16 protein-coding genes are annotated in these 20,134 nt (G+C 66.4%); 5 read left to right on the top strand and 11 right to left on the bottom strand.

Annotated features, from left to right (window positions below):
* Nucleotides 1-4 precede the first annotated feature (4 nt).
* From RZE77_RS10790 to RZE77_RS10765, 6 genes are all read right to left on the bottom strand, one after another.
* Nucleotides 5-745, bottom strand: coding sequence for a mechanosensitive ion channel family protein (locus tag RZE77_RS10790; protein ID WP_319431752.1), 741 nt, complete (start codon nucleotides 743-745; stop codon nucleotides 5-7).
* Between the two features lie 58 nt (nucleotides 746-803).
* Nucleotides 804-4,133 carry a maltose alpha-D-glucosyltransferase gene (gene treS / locus RZE77_RS10785; RefSeq protein WP_319441829.1) on the bottom strand — a complete coding sequence of 1,110 codons (3,330 nt, stop codon included), beginning with the start codon at nucleotides 4,131-4,133 and terminating at the stop codon, nucleotides 804-806.
* A 10-nt stretch (nucleotides 4,134-4,143) separates the two neighbouring features.
* A complete protein-coding gene (locus RZE77_RS10780) occupies nucleotides 4,144-6,198 on the bottom strand; it encodes an alpha-1,4-glucan--maltose-1-phosphate maltosyltransferase (RefSeq protein WP_319441828.1) in 2,055 nt (684 codons plus the stop codon).
* Nucleotides 6,195-8,093 (bottom strand): 1,4-alpha-glucan branching protein GlgB, encoded by a 1,899-nt coding sequence (gene glgB, locus RZE77_RS10775; protein ID WP_319441827.1) that lies wholly within the window; start codon nucleotides 8,091-8,093, stop codon nucleotides 6,195-6,197. The genes RZE77_RS10780 and glgB overlap by 4 nt, the downstream gene beginning before the upstream one ends.
* Before the next feature lie 195 nt (nucleotides 8,094-8,288).
* Complete coding sequence (locus RZE77_RS10770) at nucleotides 8,289-8,609, bottom strand: hypothetical protein (protein WP_319441826.1); 321 nt, start codon at nucleotides 8,607-8,609, stop codon at nucleotides 8,289-8,291.
* Nucleotides 8,610-8,715: 106 nt separating this feature from the next.
* On the bottom strand, nucleotides 8,716-9,072 hold the full coding sequence (locus RZE77_RS10765) for a hypothetical protein (RefSeq protein ID WP_319441825.1): 357 nt from the start codon (nucleotides 9,070-9,072) through the stop codon (nucleotides 8,716-8,718).
* A gap of 273 nt (nucleotides 9,073-9,345) precedes the next feature.
* Between RZE77_RS10765 and RZE77_RS10760 the strand changes: the two genes are divergently transcribed.
* Genes RZE77_RS10760 through RZE77_RS10750 form a run of 3 tightly spaced genes read left to right on the top strand, consistent with a single transcriptional unit; the run spans nucleotide 9,346 to nucleotide 10,628 of the window.
* Nucleotides 9,346-9,786, top strand: a complete 441-nt coding sequence (locus RZE77_RS10760; protein WP_319441824.1) for an Hsp20/alpha crystallin family protein — start codon at nucleotides 9,346-9,348, stop codon at nucleotides 9,784-9,786.
* Between the two features lie 42 nt (nucleotides 9,787-9,828).
* Nucleotides 9,829-10,245: an Hsp20/alpha crystallin family protein gene (locus tag RZE77_RS10755; protein ID WP_319441823.1), complete on the top strand. Its 417-nt coding sequence runs from the start codon at nucleotides 9,829-9,831 to the stop codon at nucleotides 10,243-10,245.
* A gap of 14 nt (nucleotides 10,246-10,259) precedes the next feature.
* Nucleotides 10,260-10,628: a hypothetical protein gene (locus tag RZE77_RS10750; protein ID WP_319431736.1), complete on the top strand. Its 369-nt coding sequence runs from the start codon at nucleotides 10,260-10,262 to the stop codon at nucleotides 10,626-10,628.
* Nucleotides 10,629-10,867: 239 nt separating this feature from the next.
* Here the strand turns inward: RZE77_RS10750 and RZE77_RS10745 are convergent, their stop codons facing one another.
* The 5 genes from RZE77_RS10745 to RZE77_RS10725 all read right to left on the bottom strand — a co-directional run bounded on the left by RZE77_RS10745 (nucleotide 10,868) and on the right by RZE77_RS10725 (nucleotide 17,939).
* The gene (locus RZE77_RS10745; RefSeq protein WP_319441822.1) at nucleotides 10,868-11,878 is read right to left on the bottom strand and encodes a PoNe immunity protein domain-containing protein; all 1,011 of its coding nucleotides are present in this window, start codon (nucleotides 11,876-11,878) and stop codon (nucleotides 10,868-10,870) included.
* Between the two features lie 204 nt (nucleotides 11,879-12,082).
* Entirely contained in the window at nucleotides 12,083-13,354 is a 1,272-nt protein-coding gene (locus RZE77_RS10740) for a type VI immunity family protein (protein WP_319441821.1), read from the bottom strand.
* A gap of 12 nt (nucleotides 13,355-13,366) precedes the next feature.
* Nucleotides 13,367-14,689 carry a VRR-NUC domain-containing protein gene (locus RZE77_RS10735; RefSeq protein ID WP_319441820.1) on the bottom strand — a complete coding sequence of 441 codons (1,323 nt, stop codon included), beginning with the start codon at nucleotides 14,687-14,689 and terminating at the stop codon, nucleotides 13,367-13,369.
* Nucleotides 14,690-14,727: 38 nt separating this feature from the next.
* Nucleotides 14,728-17,331: a type VI secretion system Vgr family protein gene (locus RZE77_RS10730; RefSeq protein WP_319441819.1), complete on the bottom strand. Its 2,604-nt coding sequence runs from the start codon at nucleotides 17,329-17,331 to the stop codon at nucleotides 14,728-14,730.
* 254 nt (nucleotides 17,332-17,585) lie between these two features.
* Entirely contained in the window at nucleotides 17,586-17,939 is a 354-nt protein-coding gene (locus tag RZE77_RS10725; protein WP_319441818.1) for a nuclear transport factor 2 family protein, read from the bottom strand.
* Between the two features lie 147 nt (nucleotides 17,940-18,086).
* Here RZE77_RS10725 and RZE77_RS10720 point away from each other — a divergent pair, with 147 nt between their 5' ends.
* Both RZE77_RS10720 and RZE77_RS10715 read left to right on the top strand, forming a co-directional pair.
* Nucleotides 18,087-18,752 (top strand): phosphoribosyltransferase, encoded by a 666-nt coding sequence (locus RZE77_RS10720; protein WP_319441817.1) that lies wholly within the window; start codon nucleotides 18,087-18,089, stop codon nucleotides 18,750-18,752.
* Nucleotides 18,753-18,764: 12 nt separating this feature from the next.
* Entirely contained in the window at nucleotides 18,765-20,111 is a 1,347-nt protein-coding gene (locus RZE77_RS10715) for an erythromycin esterase family protein (RefSeq protein ID WP_319441816.1), read from the top strand.
* Nucleotides 20,112-20,134 lie beyond the last annotated feature (23 nt).

Raw genomic sequence — 20,134 nt, 5'->3', positions numbered from 1 at the left:
AAATTCAGCGCGGCGGGCGCTCGCCGGGCGGGTTCGGGTTGGGCTTGGCCGCGCCGCTGCTGTTGTTGCTGTCGTCCTTCGGCAGGCGCGGCCACCAGCGTTCGATCTGCTCGGCCGCCCAGTCCTTGCCGGCGAGGCCGAAGGCCAGCGCCAGCGCGAACACCACGCCCGCCAGGATCACCAGGAAGCTCTCGCGCACGATGTCGCCGCCCACCTTGACCTGGTCCAGCGCAATCAGGATGACGAAGGCCATGACCGCATAGCGCGCGATCTGCCCCAGCAGCATGGCGTCGCGCAGCTGCGCACCCCGGAAGTAGCTCGACACCGCCTCTCCCACGAAGCGGGCAAAGTAGGAACCGAAGGCCAGCACCAAGAGGGCCACGAAGAGATTGGGCACGAACCACACGACGCGCCCGAGCAGGTCGGCGATGTAGCTCAGGCCCATGCCGTTGAAGGCCAGCAGCAGTGCCGCAAAGATCACCAGCCAGTAGGCCAGCACGCCGAACAGGCTGCTGGTGTCGCCCGGCCATCCGCCCTGGCGCAGGAAGTTGTCGAGCCCCGCGCGCTCGGTCAGCACGTTGAAGTTGATGGCGCGCAGCGCCTTGGTGACCGCAAAGCGCACCGTCTTGGCGATGAGCCAGCCGGCAAGCACCACCACCAATGCAATCGCCAGGCGGGGCACGAAGGCCCCGACCTGGTAGAGCATTGCGTTCAGCGGCTCCAGGTGAATGCCAAATCGGTCCATGTTTCTCTCCGGTGCGTGGTTGCGGTTGCGGACGAAGGCGGCGAATGCGGTGCAAGCATCAACCGGGCCGCTCCACCTGCAGCAGCGCGAGCACGCCGTTCAGCGGCACCTGCGCCCAGTCGATGCGGTTGTTGAGCTCGTAGCGCAGTTCGTACAGCGCCTTCTCGGTCTCGAACAGCGCGAGCAGGTGGGCGTCGATGCGGGTGATGTCTTCTCCCGTACCGGCCTCCATGTAGCCGTCCAGGAAGGCCTGGCGTGCCCATTGCTCCCAGGCGGCGGCGGGCGGCCCCAGGTAGGCGGCCTCCTCCACGCTCTGCGCCACGCGGCGCAGCGCGGCCCAGCGCGCATAGTTGAACGAACGCAGCATGCCGGCCACGTCGCGCAGCGGCGAGCCCTTGGCGCGGCGCTCGTCGAAGCTGCGCGCCGGCTCGCCTTCGAAGTCGATGATCACGAAGTCGTTGTCCCGCAGCAGCACCTGGCCCAGGTGGAAGTCGCCGTGGTAGCGGCTCTGGATGCCGCCTTGCGCCTGCGGCCTGCGCGCCGCGATGGAGCCCTGCAGCGCGTCCTCCATGGCGAGCAGGGCCTGGGCGTCGGGCTGCGCCGGCGTTGGCAGCTGGGCCAGCCTTTCGCGCAGCAGCGCCAGCGTGGCGGTGGCGTCGGCGCGGGCCTGCGCCGAATAGCGGGCGATGTCGCTGTCCAGCAGCGGCTCGGGGTCGAAGGCCGCCGCGCCGGTGCGCAGCGCGAGCGCCTGGTGCAGCTCGGCGGTGCGCCGGCCCAGCGTGGCCATGAGCGCGAGAAAGCCGCCATGCACGGCCATCGGGTCCGGCAGCGCGCCGTCGGTGGTGGCAAAGTCGCGCAGGAAGCGCTCCAGGTAGCCCAGCGTGTGGTCCCAGCCGTCGCCCTGGTTCGACACATAGGACTGCACCATGGCCAGCGTCATGGTGCGCCCGTCATTGCCGGTGTATTCGAGCGCGCCCAGCACCGGAACGCAATGCGGATACCTGGCGACCTCGGTCAGGAAGCGGCCCATCTCCAGCTCGGGGTTCAGGCCTTCGCGCAGGTGGCGATAGCCCTTGAGGAACAGGGTTTCGTCGAGCGTGACCACGGTGTTGCTGCTCACGCCGCTCGGCCGCCCGATCGGCAGGCTGGCGATGTCGGCCTCCACTTCGGCAAAGGCGGCCGTCGCGCGGAACCGGAGCCGCCCCTGCGCGGTTTCCAGTTCCATGCCGCTGCGGATGGCCAGCACCAATGCGCGGCAGAAGGCTTCGTCGTAGAACGCATCGCCCATCAGGCCCACCTGCGCCTGCTGCCGCACCTTGGCGAGCGCGGCCTGCGCGACGCCGGCCATGCGCTCCTCGTCGCGCTCTTCCCAGGCCAGCGCCAGCGGCATGAAGTAGGTGGCGCCGCCGGGCGGCCCGTCGAGTTCGAGCAAGGGCAGCATCCAGCTGAGCGGGCCTGCCTCCCAGATGACGTGGTCGGCCAGGCGCGCGCGCTCGATGGCGGTGCCCTTCGATGCATACCAGCGCTGGATCTCGATGTGGCGCGGCAGCGTCTCCAGCTCGAACTGGTTGCGCATGCGCTCCGACATGCCGATGCGCCAGGGCATCACGCGGTCGCGGAAGAAGCTGGTCCAGCCGTCGAACAGCACCAGCGTGGGCCACTCCTGCAGCGCCACGCCCTCCTGGTGCCAGCTGGGCATCTCGGCATCGGAAGTGAGCCGGAACCAGTAGAAGCCGTACGAAGCCAGCGTGAGCAAATAAGGCAGCTCGCCGATGGGCGGAAACGGCGCGCGGCCCAGCATCTCGATGGGCACGCGGCCCTTGAAGGCCGAGAGGTCCAGCTCCACCGGCTGGGCGGCGCGCGAAAGGTTGAACACCGTGAGGATGATGTCCTCGTCGTACTCGCTCAGGTAGGCCAGGATCTTGCGGTTGCCCGGCTTCAGGAAGCGCCGCTTGCCGCGGCCGAAGGCATGGCTGGTCTTGCGCACGGCCAGCATGCGCTTGGTCCAGTTGAGCAGCGAGCTGCTGTCGCGCGCCTGCGCCTCCACGTTGAGCGCCTCGTAGCCGAACATCGGGTCCATGATGGGCTGCAGGTACAGCCGCTGCGGATCGGCGCGCGAGAAGCCGGCGTTGCGGTCGGGGCTCCACTGCATGGGCGTGCGCACGCCGTTGCGGTCGCCCACGAACACGTTGTCGCCCATGCCGATCTCGTCGCCGTAGTAGATGATCGGCGAGCCGGGCATCGACAGCAGCATGCCGTTCATGAGCTTCACGCGGTCGATGTCGTTCTCCATCAGCGGCGCCAGGCGCCGGCGGATGCCCAGGTTGATGCGCGCCCGCAGGTCGGCCGCGTACATGGTGTACATGTAGTCGCGCTCCTTGCTGGTGACCATCTCGAGCGTGAGCTCGTCGTGGTTGCGCAGGAAGATGGCCCACTGGCAGCCCTCGGGAATGTCGGGCGTCTGCTGCATGATCTCGACGATGGGATGCCGGTCTTCCTGCGCAATGGCCATGTACATGCGCGGCATCAGCGGAAAGTGGTACGCCATGTGGCACTCGTCGCCATCGCCGAAATACTCGCGCACGTCTTCCGGCCACATGTTGGCCTCGGCCAGCAGGAAGCGGTTCTTGTACTGCGCGTCGATGGCGGCGCGCACCTGCTTGATCACCGCATGGGTCTCGGGCAGGTTCTCGTTGCTGGTGCCGTCGCGCTCCACCAGGTAGGGAATGGCGTCGAGCCGGAAGCCGTCCACGCCCATGTCGAGCCAGAAGCGCATCACCTTGAAGATGGCTTCGAGCACCGCGGGGTTGTCGAAGTTGAGGTCCGGCTGGTGGCTGAAGAAGCGGTGCCAGTAGTAGGCCTTGGCCACCGGGTCCCAGGCCCAGTTGGAGGTCTCGGTGTCGGTGAAGATGATGCGCGTGCCCTGGTAGATGTGGTCGGTGTCGCTCCACACGTAGAAGTCGCGCTCGGGCGAGCCGGCCGGCGCGCGCCGCGCGGCCTGGAACCAGGGGTGGTCGCTCGAGGTGTGGTTGATGACCAGCTCGGTGATCACGCGCAGCCCGCGCTCGTGCGCGGCGTCGAGCATCTCGCGGAAGTCGTCCAGCGTGCCGTACTGCGGGTTCACGTCCTCGTAGGCCGAGATGTCGTAGCCGTCGTCGCGCAGCGGCGATGGATAGAAGGGCATCAGCCAGATCGTGTTGACGCCCAGCTCCTTCACGTAGTCGAGCTTGGCGGTCACGCCCTTGAAGTCGCCGATGCCGTCGTTGTTGGAGTCGAAGAACGCCTTGACGTTGAGCTGGTAGATCACCGCATCGCGGTACCACAGCGGGTCGTCGCTGATGTCGATCTCTACCGTTTCGAGCGCAATGTGGGAGACAGGGGCGTTCATCGTTGCGGCCTCACAGGAAGTAGTCGAAGTCGCGCTCGTCGCCGTGGCGCCTGCGCACGACGAAGATGTGCGCAGGCACGCTGTGCGGATCGAGCTTGACGTAGTGCCAGCCGCCCTGCCAGATGAAGCGCTGCCCGCTCAGCAGGTCGTGCATCTGGAACGGGCGCGAACGCTCGACATTCACGCTTTCGGGGTCGAGTTCGAGCCAGCCCGACTGCACGTTGTGCGGGTCGAGGTTGACCACGGTCACGACCACGTTGTCGCCGCCCTCCGACACCTTGGCATAGGCCAGCAGCTGGTCGTTGTCGATGCGCAGGAGGCGCAGGCCGCGGTCCCGGTGCAGCGCCGGGTTCTCGCGGCGGATGCGGTTCACGCGCGTGATGAACGGCGCCAGGCTGCCCGGGTCGTCGTGGTTCCAGTGGCGCAGCTGGTATTTTTCGGAGTCGAGGTATTCCTCGCTGCCGGACGAGCGCGGCCGGTGTTCGCGCAGCTCGTAGGCCGGCCCGTAGATGCCGTAGTTGGCCGCAAGCGTGGCGGCAAGCACCAGCCGCGCCATGTAGACCGAGGCTTCGCCGCCCTGCAGCTGCTCGTGCAGGATGTCGGGCGTGTTGGGCCACACGTTGGGCCTGAAGTAGTCCACGCCCGGCGGCGTGGAAAGCTCGGTGAAGTATTCGACCAGCTCCTGCTTGGTGTTGCGCCAGGTGAAGTAGGTGTAGGACTGCGAGAAGCCCAGCTTCGCGAGCCGGTGCATCACCTTGGGCCGCGTGAAGGCCTCGGCAAGGAAGATCACCTCCGGGTGCTGGCGCCGGATCTCGCCGATCACCCATTCCCAGAACGCGAAGGCCTTGGTGTGCGGGTTGTCGACGCGGAAGATGCGCACGCCCTCGCCGATCCAGTGCTCGATCACGCTGCGCAGCTCGGCCCACAGGCCGCGCCAGTCCTCGCTCTCGAAGTTGAAGGGATAGATGTCCTGGTACTTCTTGGGCGGGTTCTCCGCGTACTGCACGCTGCCGTCGGGGCGCCAGCGGAACCAGTCGGGGTGCGCCTTCACGTAGGGATGGTCGGGCGCGCACTGGAAGGCGATGTCCAGCGCGATCTCCAGGCCATGCGAGGCGGCCTCTGCGCAGAGGTGGCGAAAGTCTTCGGCCGTGCCCAGCGCCGGAAGAATGGCCTTGTGGCCGCCCTCGGCCGCGCCGATGGCCCAGGGGCTGCCGACGTCGTCGGGGCCGCTGGCCAGTGCGTTGTTGGGGCCCTTGCGCTGCACCCGGCCGATCGGGTGGATCGGCGGAAAGTACAGCACGTCGAAGCCCATCGCCGCAATGGCGGGCAGCCGCGCCTCCACGTCCTTGAAGGTGCCGTGCACGCCGGGCGTGGTGCCGGCCGAACGCGGGAACAGTTCGTACCAGGTGCTGAAGCGCGCACGCTCGCGCTCGGCCTCCAGCGGCAGCTCGAGCGAAAAGCGCACCTCGTGCCGGCGGTCCGGGTGGCGGCGCGCCAGCATGGCCAGCTCTTCGTCCAGCGCCAGCGCCTTGAGCGCCGACACATCCGCGCCGGGGTCGGCCGCCACGGCATCGAGCTCGGTGGCCCAATTGGCCAGCGCCTGCCGGTCCGCGCCCTCGGCCCGCTCGGCCGCGCCCGCCACTTCGAGCGCGCCCACCTGCGACGCGATGCGCACGTCGTCGGGGTCCACGCGGCGCGTCATTTCATGGCGCCACGACTCGAAGGGATCGACCCAGGCCACCACCGTGTAGAAGTAGCGCCCGAGCGCGGGCGGCGCAAACGAAGCCTCCCACACGTCGTTGACCAGCGGCTTCATCGGCACTTCGCGGAACTCGGCCTTGCCCTGCGGACGCCAGCACAGCAGCACGCGCAGCACGTCGTGGCCGTCGGTGAAGCAGTGCGCCTTCACCTGCACCCTTTCGCCGACGATGCACTTCACGGCGAAGCGGCCGTTGTCCACCGATGGCAGCACGGCATCGACGACCGCGCGCCGGTTGCCGTCCTGCACCTCGGGCGCCACGGAGGAAGCCGCGGGGGCCTGCGGAATTGCGAACAGTTTTTTCATGATGGCCGGTGCTCGAGAATCAGCGTGGACAGCGGCGGCAGGGTCATGCACACCGAGTGCATGCGGCCATGCGAACGCACGGGTGCGGCCTCGACGCCGCCAAGATTGCCCCAGCCGGAGCCGCCGAACTCGACGGCATCGGTGTTGATGAGCTCGCTCCAGAAGCCGGGCAGCGGCACGCCCAGCAGGTAGTTGGTGCGCGGCACCGGCGTCATGTTGCTCACCACCAGCAGCGGCGGATGGCCGTCGCGCGGCTTGCGCAGGAAGGCGAACACGCTGGCGTCGGCATCGTCGGCCGCAACCCATTCGAAGCCCGAGGCCGAGAAATCCTGCTGGTAGAGCGCGGGCGCATCGCGGTACACGCGGTTGAGCTGCGCCACGAGCCGCTGCAGGCCGCCGTGCCCTTCGAACTCGCAGACCCACCATTCGAGCTCGCCGTCGTGCGTCCACTCGCGCCGCTGGCCGAACTCGCCCCCCATGAAGAGCAGCTTCTTGCCGGGGTGCGCCCACATGAAACCGAACAGCGCGCGCAGGTTGGCGAACTGCTGCCAGTGGTCGCCCGGCATCTTGCCGAGCAGCGAGCCCTTGCCGTGCACCACCTCGTCGTGCGACAGCGGCAGAACGAAGTTCTCGTGGAAGGCATAGACCAGCGAGAAGGTCATCTTGTGGTGGTGGTACTTGCGGTGGATCGGCTCTTCCTTCATGTAGGCGAGCACGTCGTGCATCCAGCCCATGTTCCATTTCTCGCCGAAGCCCAGCCCGTCCATGTCGGTCGGCCGCGAGACGCGCGGCCAGGCGGTCGATTCCTCGGCCACGGTGATCGCGTCGGGGTGCTCGCGGTAGACGGCTCGGTTCAGGGTCCGCAAGAAATCGATGGCCTCCAGGTTCTCGCGCCCGCCGTGGCGGTTGGGAATCCATTCACCGTGCTGCCGCGCGTAGTCCAGGTAGAGCATGGACGCGACCGCATCGACGCGCAGCCCATCGACGTGGTACCTGTCGAGCCAGAACAGGCCCGACGACACCAGGAAGCTGCGCACCTCCGCGCGGCCGTAGTTGAAGATGCTGGAGTTCCACTCCGGGTGGAAGCCCTGGCGCGGATCGGCATGCTCGTAGAGGTGCGTGCCGTCGAAGAACGCAAGGCCGTGCTCGTCGGTCGGAAAGTGCGAAGGCACCCAGTCCAGCAGCACGCCGATGCCGTTCTGGTGCAGGTGATCGACCAGGTACATGAAGTCCTGCGGGGAGCCGAAGCGCGCCGTGGGCGCGAAGTAGCCGGTGGTCTGGTAGCCCCAGGAGCCGTAGAAGGGATGCTCCGTCACGGGCATGAGCTCCACGTGCGTGAAGCCCATCTCCTTCACGTAGGCCGCGAGTTCGTGCGCGATCTCGCGGTAGCCCATGAACCGGCCTTCGCGGCGACGCCACGAACCCAGGTGCACCTCGTAGACGGACATCGGCGCATCGAGCGCATTGCGCGCGGCCCGCGTGGCCATCCATTCGGCGTCGCTCCATTCATAAGAAAGTTCGCAGATGCGCGAAGCCGTGGCGGGCGCCAGCTCGGCACAGAACGCGAAAGGGTCGGCCTTGTCGACCGTGTAGCCGCCAAAGCGCGAGCGGATGCGGTACTTGTAGGCCTGCCCCGGCGCGGCATGGGGCGCGCGGCCCAGCCAGATGCCGGTGCCGTCCGCGGACGGCGCCAAAGGATCGGCGTCGCCGGACCAATGGTTCCAGTCGCCGACCACCGTCACCGATTCCGCGTTGGGCGCCCACACCGCAAAGCGCGCGCCGCCCTCCTTCAGCAGGTGGCAACCCATGAGGTCGTACAGGCGGGAATGCGTTCCTTCGCGGAACAGGTAGGCGTCTTGCGCCTCAGGCTCTGAAAGCAGTTGGGTCACTGGCACCGGTGTTCCTTGCTTGCATGAAGGCCAGCGACCGGGTGTCCAACGGAACACGCTTTCGGCATCTACAAGGCCTGAGCACACAATTTGCAAAGAATCCGGGCGCAGCGGGTAAGGCTGAAACCTCCTTGCCGTGTCGGAGAGTTGCCCATCACGCGATCAGGGGCGATATCCGGCCGCCCACCGGGCGCGGTGTTTTCAGGCAGCCAGCGGCGCGGACTGCGGTGCGGTTTGCGAGCCCCCGGACCGGGGAGAAAGGCGCCGCGAAAAATCGTCCACGGTCAGCACGATCGGCTGGTTCGGGTTGGTGCGGTAGCGCTCGAGCGCCGCCGCGCCAATGACATCGAAGTGCGCCTTGCAGGTTTCCAGCAGGCGGTCGCCCAGGTCCCTGGTACCGAACACGTCGTGCAGGGTTTCCTCCGAAATCTGCCCGATGATCCGCGCACCATCGTGGCCGTCCGGGTAGATCGCAAAGCGGACGGCCGCCGTGTCAAAGCAGTAGATGCCTTCGAAGTCCATGTCTGTCTCCTGATGAATTCTTTCGCTTGCATGAGCGAATCGGATTCAGCGCGGAACCACGCATCCTGCCGGATGGATTTGCGCGCATGTTCAGGAAGGATGCGGCCTACAAACCTTGCGAAGGGCGCGAATCGCGGCTTCGCGCGGGTAAGACTTGCTGCAATGCATGTCCGAAGCGCTTTGCGCCGAGCCAGCTCCTCGGGCCTCGGGAGCCAAGCTCGGGCCGCGGCCGCTCGCCCGGGTAGCGGATCCGCGCGAGCTCCTCGCGTCCTTTCTCGGTGATGGCCAGCACCTGCGCCGCGGGCTCGCTGCCCGCCAGCTTCAGGGGGTCGGCTGGTGCCGGAATCAGTGCAATCACGAGCCCCGCCTGGCGCAGGATCCTGACCTCGTCGATCTCCTTGGGCGTGCGGAAAGACACGGGCAGGCGGGTGGCGGCAATCTGCTTGAGCAGGTCCATCGGCATGACAAATCTCCTTCAGGTTTGGAATGACGACTGACGATTTCGACGAGGATCGATTTAGGTCCGCGCGGCGCACGTTCAAGAGGCCTAGCGTCGAGATTTTTTCAATTGCCGCATCGGCCTTCATAGCACCCGGGCGATCGGGTTACCGCCCCCGGATATCCCCTCTTGAAAACCCGCAGCGAGCGCCTATTTCGCTGATCGGAAGCGCTGGAGGCACACGCCTGCGGCGCGCCGTTCAACCTGTTGTTCTTTCTTTGAATGGAGGTTTTCGCCATGTACCGATCCCTGTTTCCGCGCGACATGTTTGCAGAGATGGATCGCCTGCAGCGCGAGATGCAGCAGGCCTTCGACCTGTCTCCGACCATCCGGGGCTTCGGCCGCAACGGCTTTCCGGCCCTGAACATCGGCGGCACGCCGCAGACCGTGGAGATCTACGCGTTCGCGCCCGGTGTCGACCCGTCCAGCCTCGAGGTGAACCTGGAGCGCGGCCTGCTCACCATTGCCGGCCAGCGCGCCAACAACCTGCCCGAATCCGGCACCAACAAGGCAGCCGTGCACATCAACGAGCGCTTCGAGGGCTCGTTCCGACGCGTGCTCACCCTGCCCGACGATGCCGACCCCGACGCTGTGACCGCCAGGTACCGCGACGGCGTGCTGCACATCAGCGTGCAGCGCCAGGCTTCGTCGCAGCCGCGGCGCATCACGGTGCAGTGATGACGATGACGCAACAGTGAAATGAAGAAAGGAGAGACGATCATGGACCGCAATACCACCTCTACTTCGCCCCGCGCGGCCGGATCGAAGGAACTCGCGCGCAAGGACGACAGCTCGCGCTACAGCGACGCCGCGCTCACTCCGCCGGTCGACGTGATCGAGGACAGCGGCGGCATCACGCTCTTTGCCGACCTGCCGGGCGTCTCGCGCGACAAGCTCAGCCTGCAGGTCGCGTCCGACACGCTGACCATCGAGGCCGAGTCCGGGCTCTCGGTGCCCGAGGGGCTCGAATCGAGCCACACGGAGGTCGGCCTGGGCCGCTTCCGCCGCGTCTTCACGCTCAGCAAGGAACTCGACACCAACGCCATCTCGGCCGAGCTTTCGCAGGGCGTGCTGAAGCTGCGCATTCCCAAGGCCCAACACGCGCAGCCGCGGCGCATCGAGATCCAGGCGGCCTGAGCGAGAGGCGCAGCATGCCCTGCGACCAAGGCGATGGAAGAAAGAAGATGAGCGGCACCGAGTGCCTGGCGCGGCTGCGCGCCGACGCCGCGGCCCTGAGCCCGCGCGCCGCGCACATCGCGCTGGCGCTCCTGCCCGCCGTCGACCACCTGCCGGACGCATGGAAGGCCGGCCTGCGCAAGACCCTGGCCCACCGCGCCGGCGCGGCCGCGCCGCTCTCGCCGATCGAGTTCGACGCGATCCGCGCCACCGCGGCCAGCCTTCCGCACGCGTATCCCGAATGGATGGTCACCGACCCCGAGCACCCGAAGGCGCGCGAGCTGATCGTGAATGCGTGGCGGGAGGGGGCGCGGCGCGGGCGGGGTGGGCTGCGGGCCGGCTGAGTGATGGCAGTACGCCGCTCAGGCGCGCCCTGCGTCCGCTTCGGATTCCTTCCACGCCGCCCAGCACTGTTGGCTGCAGCACGGCCACCAACCGAGCGGCCCGCACTCTGCGGCCTCGCCGCAACCGGTTCGGCACCAGACGGTGTGCCGGCGCGACGCGCGTGCGCCGGGCTGATGCAGCCTTCGTCCCAACTGCCTTATCGCCAACGCGAACGGCGTCCCATCCACCGACCGGTCCATCACTTGTCGTCCTTGGGATCGCCTGTCTGCTGCCAGTTCGTGTCGCCGAAGGAACTGTGCTTGATGACCGGCATGATCTCGCCCTTGTCGAAGTAGCGCCGGCTGTCCAACTGGGCCGGGGTGAACCACCAGCCGGCTTTCGGGCAGGGCTCGCCGCCGGGCACGAGCGGCTTTCGTGCGGTCGATGCTTCGACGGCAGGCCAATAAGACGGATCGTGCGGGGAGACGCTGGACCGGTGCTCCCGCGCCCAGTCGGCCAGGTCCTTGGGATAGACCAGGTGGTCGCGGTAGCTGCTGTCGTCGATGTTCCACAGCACGGTGACCAGCGCGGCCTCGAAGGCCCAGTAGCCGAAGTAGGAGGAGCCCTCCTTGTCGGTGTGGGTGCCGTGCCAGTAGCAATCCTTCATGTTCTTGTACCAGCCGTCGAGGAACTCCTTGACCAGTGCCGGCCGGTCCTGCGCATCGGGTGCCGTGGCCTTGGCGAGGGGGCGGTAGGCCGCGGGATGCAGCAGCACGCGCTCGACGGGTTCCTTCTTGCCTGTGAGCTTTTCGACCACCGCCTCGAACAGGCCGTCGCGGCCCCGGTTGTATTCGGCGTTCTTGTCGAGCCAGCGCATGACGGTTGGAACCAGTTCGGCATGGCCCAGCAGCCTGCAGAGCGCCAGCAGCCACATCACGTAGACGTAGGCTTCGTGCTGGGTGATGGTCAATGTGTAAGCTTCGTTCGGGCGGGGCTCGTCGAACGGAATGAACTGCTCAAACCCTGAGATAACTGTCGGGAATTCACGTGACAGGTCAGCAATGGACTGACCTGCTGTGTACCGCAGAATCAGAAGCTCAAGCTGTTCGCTAGCAATGCTCCAAGCAAAAGATCGCAAGGCTCTCGCCGTGATGTCAGTCTTGGCAAGATATGGCTGGTTGTATGCAATACGTTCGCGTAGCTCTTCATCGAATTCCGTTGCATGTTTTTCGTCGAGGAATCGCTGTCGGCGCAGTTCTTGAAATCTCATTGAGCCACCTCAATATGTTGAATCCAGCGGCGAGCCAGGAGGCCTGCGCAATTTTGGCGCCGCGCTTTCCAAATCCATGCCGGACGCCACAGCGTCGATCAGCACGTATAGCTTGATGCCACTGCCGAGAGGGCTTGGCAAGCAATACGAATATCCATCAAGCATGGGCCTGCCCCGAGTGTTCACTCCATGCAGCCTGAACCATCACTTGTCGTCCTTTGGATCGGCCGTCTGCTGCCAGTACGTGTTGCCGAAAGAACTGCGCTTGATGACGGGCATGATCTCCCCCTTGTCGAAGTAGCGCCGGCTGTGCAACTGGGCCGGAGTGAACCACCAGCCGGCCTTCGGGCAAGGCTCGCCGCCGGGCACGCTGGCCTGCCGCGATGCCGATGCTGCAGCGGGGAGTTCGTGCACGCGGGTGTTGAGTGCCACCTCCAGTTCGTCGGAGGCTGCGTCGAAGCGACGCAGCCAGACGTTCGAGGTGTGCTTGTCGAAGCGCGCCTCGCCGACGAGCGAGCCCAAGTGAAGGCTGCCAAGTTCGGGCACGCGCGCAGGCCGCAGCAGCAGGTTGGCGGCGACATAGGCGAGCGGGTAGGCATCGTGCTCCACCCAGCCCAACTGAGGCCAATCGCCGGCTTGCACCATCACGCCGCCTTCGTAGAAATGCAGCGTGAGCTGCTCGATCGGTGCGTTGTCTCGCATGGCCTGGATTTGCAGGCAGCGATTGATCTTGGCTGTTTGCTCCTTCAGTTCGGACCTGCCGCCCAAGGGGGCCAGCATGGAGTCGTCAAGAAAGGTCAGCCAGTTGATGGATTTGAGGCCATGACGCAGTTCTCTCCGTGCGAGTGGATGCCCGACATCCAGTCCGCTGAAGTCGAGTGCATGAGCAAACTCCAGGGCCTCGTAGTTGTTGAATTCGTAGCACTGCTGAAACCCAAGCCCGGCAAGACCGTGGATCGGTTGCAACAGGGCAGCACACTCTCTCAGCCAAGTCGGATAGCCAAGGTTATTCAGTTCATCCACTGGCAAATGAATGCGAAGGTAGCCTATCGTCTTGTGCACTTTCTCAAACCAAAACGCTGTCGAAAACGCATTGATCTGATACTCGCCCACAAAATCCAGTCCGCCCCCTGACGCCCAGGTGAACTCCACCGCGTGGTTCATGTCCGCCTGTTCGATCCACTCGGCGCATTCCATCACCTTCTCTCTGGTGTACGGCTGCTGCTCGACCTTTGGTCCAAAGGTGCCCCATGTCAAGTGCTGGGCATACCGGTCGTGGAACCCGCGAAGCATCTGCGCCAAGGCCTGGCGTTTCTCAGGCTGCGCCGCATCCACGAAGTAGAAGACGGCAACTAGCCCGCCTTGCAGTACCGGCTTGTCCGGCTGGACTTCGTCCATGTAGGTGAAGTGCCACGCGGCCGCATCCCATTGCTCGCGCCACTGCGTCCATTGCTGTTCGGGTGTGATTTCGCTCATGGTGAGTCCGCCTTATTCGTCGATGTAGACCAGATGGATGGGGGCGTAGATGTCGAAGGCTTCCCCCGAAGCGCCGGTACCCGTGGAGGTTGTCGGCTTTGCCGCCGCCTCGAAGATGGCCGCATTGGCGACGGCCGTTCCCACCGCGACCCGTCCGACGGGAAACTGGATCAGCTTGCCACTTTGAGCCGCAACAATGCTGGCCCCCTCGCCAAGCGTGCCTCCGCCCGCAAGCAACGTGCTTCCGGCCACCGCGATGGCGCCGACCGCAGCCCCCGCCATCGGCGCGGCCAGGCTCAGTTCCAGGGTGGCGCGCTGATGCTCGCGTTGCTCTTGCGCCCGCCGCTCGGCGGCGGGGTCCATCGGTCGCATCTGCGGCACGTCGGCAGGAATCGGCTGCGGCTGGAACACCCGCCGCACCTTGGCATGCTCTTGCTCGATGTCACCGATGAGCAGGCTCAGTTCGCCGATGGATTGCTGCAAGGCCAGCGCCCGGGCCGAAGACGGACCGGTGACATGCACGTCCTTGAACACGGGTTCCGTCTGGCGTGCCTTCTCCAGCCAGCCGCGGCGGCGATGCCGTTCGATTTTGCAGACTCTGGTATTGAGCAAGCGAAGTTTGATGTCGCTTCCAGCGATCAAGAGATACGAGATTCGTTGTTCATCTGACATCGAATCCCCCTCAAACTTCATTTCAATCACAAACTCCAGATTCCCCGGCGCATAGCGTGCCGCCCCCTTCGCAAAGCGGTCCTTGACCCGGATCACATCGGGAATGCGCAGCAGGCCGGGAATTTTCACGCGCCTGCGCTTCGGACCAAAGAGGCTGTCCCGCGCCACCTGCACCATCCTGTTCGCCCGCTCGAAGTCCTCGGGACTCAGGTTGTCCTCCAGGTACTGCTTGGTCAGCAGCGCATCGACGACGCCGACTTTTCCGGTGTTGAGCACCGCGAAGCGATCGACCAGGAACTCATACTGGCTCAGCGGCATGCGGCTGGGCCGGTTGTCGTCGCGCTTGCTCATGATCGCGCGGGGCGGGCTTCGGGTCATGTCGAAGCCCACTTCGCCGTAGTACGGAAAATGCCAGCCGAAGAACTCTCCATCCTTGCGCACCCACTGCGTCACGGTGCGCTGGTACATCGGCGAGCCGCTGGAGTTCTTCAGCGGGTATTTCTCGGCATAGCCGGCCTTCTGGCACAGATACCAGAGGTCCAGCGGATTCGTGACTGGGAGGATGGTCCCCTCGGTGCTGGGCCGCGTGGTGCTTTTTCGCCCTGGCGATGGGTTGGGCGAGGCGGTCTTTGGGGATGCGGTCTTCGGACGTTGTGTTGCCATGATTGTTTTTCTGTAGCGGATCGGACTGCGGTCGTTGCTCAGGCTTCCTGGCTGCCATCCTTGAGAAAATCCAGCTCGTAAGGTGTCGAGCCGTCCCAGTACGTCGCACTGATGTAGAACCAGCGGTCATCCTCGATCCCCGGCTCGGCCGAAACCCGCTCCGGCTCGCTGGTATTCGCCACCTTCGTCCTGCCTTGCGCATCCGTCCTTTCCTTGGCGAACAGGGCGCCGTCGAGGAACATCTCGTAGGGGTGGTTGGGCAGAGGCTTGCCGGCCTCGTCCTGAAGGATGAAGAACTCGCGATAGTTGCCGGTGAGCCGTGGCAGGCTGGCTCGCGGCACCGGCACGCTCTTGGGCCCCACCATCGAATGCGAAGCCGCATGCGCGCGCCACAGCCCGTTGGTGCCGCTCTCGATGCCGCCGGCCGTCCAGCGCGTGTAGCTGGAGCCGCCGTTGATCAGCACCTCTTCCTTGGCCGTGATGGTGATCCGGTTGGCCTCCATCTTGATGTCCAGCTTGGCCAGCGCATTGATGCTGTCCTTGAGCGCCGTGAGGTCGATGTCGGCCGCGGCCGCCGCCATGCGGATGCCGTTATTGAAGGCGACCATGCGCACCGCGTCCTTGGCGCTCACCAGGAAGCTGTTGCCCGTGGCCACGCTGGTGTGCGCGCCGCTGCTGATGGCCGTGTGCTCGACGCTCACGAGGTTGGTGGAGCCCTGCGTCGTCGCCTGGATGCCTGCTGGGCTCGACAAGGTCAGGTGCGGCTCCTGGAACTCCGGGAACTCGCCCTGGGCCGAGGGGCCGCCGCTGCCTTTGATCGCATCGTTCTGCGCCTTCAGCGCCCGGGCCACCTCGTCCTGGTCGCCCGCCTCATGGGCCTTGGCCTGCTGCGCCACCTGCGCCAGGCTCTCGTGCAGGTCGCGCCCCTCTGTGAGCCTGGCGACGGTCTCGCGCATGTCGGTGATGTGGCCCTGGGCGTTGGCGCGCGCCTCGGTGCTCACCAGCAGGCCGCGGGCGGCACGGATGGCGCCATGCCCGTCGGTGCGCAGCTCGAAGCCCTGGCCGCGCAGGTCCTTGCGGCCCGCCGTGTCCTCGATGCGGGCGATGTGCCCGAGACTCAGGCTCGAGCTGTCGTGGTCGCTCTTGAGCTGGCTTTGAATCTTTCCTGCGAAATCATCGAGCACCAAGTGGTTGGAGCGGCTGCCGCCGAGCTCGCGGCTGCGCAGGCCTGACAGGTGCTTCTGATGCGGCAGCTGCCAGGCGGGCATCTCGTCGGCGTTGTGCACCCGGCCGGTGACGATCGGATGGTCGAGGTCGCCATTGAGGAAGTCGACGATGACTTCCTGCCCGATGCGCGGCAGCGCGGCCGCGCCGAAGGTGGCACCGGCCCAGGCCGTGGACACGCGCAGCCAGCAGCTGGAGTTCTCGTTGCGCTGGCCCAGGCGGTCCCAGTGGAACTGGACTTTGATGCGCCCATACCTGTCGGTCCAGATCTCTTCGCCGGCCGGACCAACCACCAACGCCGTTTGCGGACCATCGGTCCACGGCTTGGCCGTGGTGCGCGGGGGACGCCAGGCATAGCTCGTGGGCTGGGCCTCGAAGGCGAAGCGCTGCACGGAGCCTTCGGAGGCATGGGCGCCTTCGCTGGCCTGCAGGTTCTCCTGAAGGTCGTAGTCCACGCTGATCAGCAGGTGCTCCCTGTTCTGATCCTCGCGCGGGTGGTGCGTGAGCGTGAAGGTGCAGCCCGGCGCCAGATCGCGCCGGTTGGCGCGGCCTGTGACCCGGCTGCGTTCGCTCAACTGTTCTTCGGTGCGGATGCGCGCATAGGTCTCGCCGTCGTCATGCTGGGTGAAGCCGCCGGGCCATTCGTAGCGCTCGAAGTCGTCGTGGTCGTGCCCGGGCGGCATTTGCCGCAGATGCGACAGCTCGGCCCGGGGCTTCTCGAAGTCGTAGTCGTCGTTGAAGTAATGGCCAGGGCGCACTTCATCCGAGGACGCCCATTCGTAGATGCGCTCGCTGGCCTCCAGCCCACCGGTCATGCCGGCCTTCTCGTGCGGGTGGTAGCGCACGGTCTCGCCGCCGGGCAGCGGGCTGTGGGCGCTGGCGATGTCGTCGGCAAAGACCAGCACATGCTGCTCGGCCTCGTGGCGGAAGTGGTAGTAGATGCCCTCGTGCTCGCACAGGCGCGAGATGAAGTCGAAGTCGCTCTCGTGGTACTGCACGCAGTAGGTCCAGGGGCGGTAGCTGCGGCTGAGCTTCTGCTCCATCGGATGGCCGTAGCGCCCGAGCACGGCCGCAACGATCTCGGGCACGGTCTGGTCCTGGAAGATGCGGAAGTCGGAGCGGCGCGTGGCCAGCCACAGCCACGGGCGCAGCCGCATCCTGTAGAAGGCCTGGCGATCGTCTTCGTGCGACAGGCCGAAGCGGGTGACAAGGCCGGCGAGGTAGCGAGGGCTGCCGCTCTCGGTCTCCATCACGACGGTGGCGGGCTTGCCCAGCAGGGCGGCGGGGTCGATCGCATTGCTGCTGCCCAGCAGGTCGAGATCGAAGGCGTAGGCCTGGCTGAGCGCCTCGCGCCCCGCCAGCCGATAGAACTGCAAGGCGTCACCCAGCAGCGAGCGCAGGATGACGCGCCTTCTCATGGACGCGGACGAACCACGGGCACGGGCGAGCGAACTCGCGCGATCGAACATTGACATGAAAGCTCCCTGGCCGCCCTCAGAAGCTGGGGGGCCGTTTTGTGGGAGGATTATGTAAGCTGCTGTTGCAGGGCCGGAAGCAACCCAAAGTAGTCATCGCACACGCATCCGTCCAAAGCGTGAACGAATGCACACCCAGGCCTGTCACGCCTCGACCATCGATCCGGAATTTCTGCTCGCGCGTCGGCCGAGCACCGTCATCCCGCCAACGGCGTCTGCTGATGCAAAGCCAGCCGCCACTGCCCGCCGATGCGCACATAGGCCGAGCTGCATTGCGCCTTGTAGGGCGCTGATCCGTCGTCGCGCTCGGCGGTGGCCTCGTACACGAGTGCGGCCGCATGCGGTCCGGCGGAGATTGCGCGCTCGGCGGCGAAAACCACGTGTTTCCAGCGCGGCGCGTTGCGGATCGCCTCGAGGGTGCGCGCGCGGTCCAGCACGCCCACCGGCGGCGCAAAAACCATCAGCGACTCGGGTGCAAGGCCCTGCGCATAGGCAGGCTCGCCATCCACCCAGAAGGTACGTTCGAGTTCCCACAGTTCCTTCTCTTGCATCGGCGGCTCCACTGCGTCTCCAGATACACCCCACTCTATGGCGCTGCCGCACGCCCCGGTGGCAGTGCACGCCTACGCCAATGTGGGCATCGCCCTACAACATCCATGCGCCGGCAAAAATAAGGTGGCCGCAAGGACATCCGGAAAATGGCATTCGAGTTTTTCAGGAACCGGCAGCAGGCGGGCCGCGTGCTCGCTCACAGGCTCACCGCCTATGCACACAAGCCGGACGTCGTCGTGCTGGCCCTGCCGCGCGGCGGGACGCCGGTGGCCTACGAAGTGGCCAAGGCATTGCATGCGCCGCTCGACGTGCTCGTGGTGCGCAAGCTCGGCGTGCCGGGACACGAGGAGTACGCGATGGGCGCCATTGCGGGCGGCGGCGAGCGGGTGCTCGACGAAGGCCTCGTGCGCGAACTCGGCATTGGCGCGAAGGAAGTCGACGAAGTCGTGCGCAACGAGCAATACGAACTCGAGCGGCGCGAGCGCGCCTACCGCGGCGACCGGCCCGCGCCCGATCTGCATGGACGCACCGCCATCCTGGTGGACGACGGCCTGGCGACCGGCGCGACCATGCGCGTGGCCGTTCGCGCGGTGCGCGGGCAGGCGCCGGCCCGCGTGGTGGTTGCAGCGCCCGTGGCATCGCGCGAAGCCTGCGCGCTGCTGCTCGGCGAAGCGGACGACGTGATCTGCGCCGAGACGCCGGAGCCCTTCCTCGGCGTGGGGCGCTGGTACCTGGACTTCTCGCAGACCAGCGACGAGGAAGTCTGCCACCTGATCGAAGACGCCAACCCTCATGGCGCGCTTCCCGCCTGAGGACCGTGGACGATGAAGCCCTCACGCATTTCGGACGAGGCAGAGGCGCTGCGTGCGGTGGCGCGTCCGATGGACGGATCTTCCGGCGACCATGACGCCCTGCTCGAGCTGATCGGCGATGCGCACTACGTGCTGCTCGGCGAGGCTTCACACGGCACGCACGAGTTCTATGCGGCGCGCGCGGACATCACGCGGCGCCTGCTGGCCGAGAAAGGCTTCAACGCGGTGGCCATCGAAGGCGACTGGCCCGACGCCTACCGCGCGAACCGCTACGTGAGAGGCGCCGGCGACGACGCCAACGCGCGCGATGCGCTCGCCGGCTTTCGGCGCTTTCCGACCTGGATGTGGCGCAACGAGGACGTCGCAAGTTTTGTCGAATGGCAGCGCGCCTTCAACGACGCGGGTCCGCCTCAGGGAAAGACCGGCTTCTACGGCCTGGACCTCTACAGCCTGCACGCCTCCATCGAAGCCGTGCTCGACTACTTCGACCGCACCGATCCCGTGGCGGCGCGCAGCGCCCGCGAGCGCTACGGATGCTTCGACCGCTTCGGCGACGGCGGGCAGGTCTACGGCCTGATGGCCGGCCTCGGCAACACGCCCTCCTGCCAGCGGGAGGTGGTCGAGATGCTGGTCGAGATGCGCCGCGCCGCCGGCGACGCATGGCGCAGCGGCAGCGCGGCCAACGAAGAAGACGCCTTCAACGCCGAGCAGAACGCACGCCTGATCAAGAACGCCGAGGCCTACTACCGCTCGATGTACCTGAGCGACGTGTCCTCCTGGAACCAGCGCGACCGGCACATGGTGGAGACGCTGGGCGAAATCGAGCGCCACCTGTGGCGCGCGAGCGATCGCCCGAAGATCGTGGTGTGGGCGCACAACTCGCACCTGGGCGACGCGCGCGCCACCGAGATGGGCGAGCGCCGAGGGGAACTCAACGTCGGCCAGCTGGTGCGCGAACGCCAGGGCCGCGATGCGGTGCTGGTGGGCTTCACCACGCACACCGGCACCGTGATGGCAGCCTCCGACTGGGGCGCGGCCGCCGAACGCAAGCAGGTGGTTCCCTCGCGCGAGGACAGCTACGAGGGCCTCATGCACGAGACCGGGCTCGAGCGCTTCATGCTGCCGCTGCGCGGCGAGGGAAGCCACTTCTTCGCGCTGCGGGAGCCGCGGCTCGAACGCGCCATCGGCGTCATCTACCGGCCCGAGACCGAACGGCAGAGCCACTATTTCTTCGCGCGGCTGCCGGTGCAGTTCGATGCGCTGCTGCACTTCGACAGCAGCCGCGCGGTCGAGCCGCTGGAACGCGATGCGGCGGCCATGGACGCGGAGGTTCCCGAGACCTATCCGTCGGGCCAGTAGCCGCGTCGTTCACGCACCGTCTT

The organism is Variovorax sp. SPNA7 (genome assembly GCF_033807855.1).
In the GTDB taxonomy this organism is placed as follows: Bacteria; Pseudomonadota; Gammaproteobacteria; order Burkholderiales; family Burkholderiaceae_C; genus Variovorax; species Variovorax beijingensis.
This window is presented reverse-complemented; position numbering and strand designations above follow the sequence as displayed.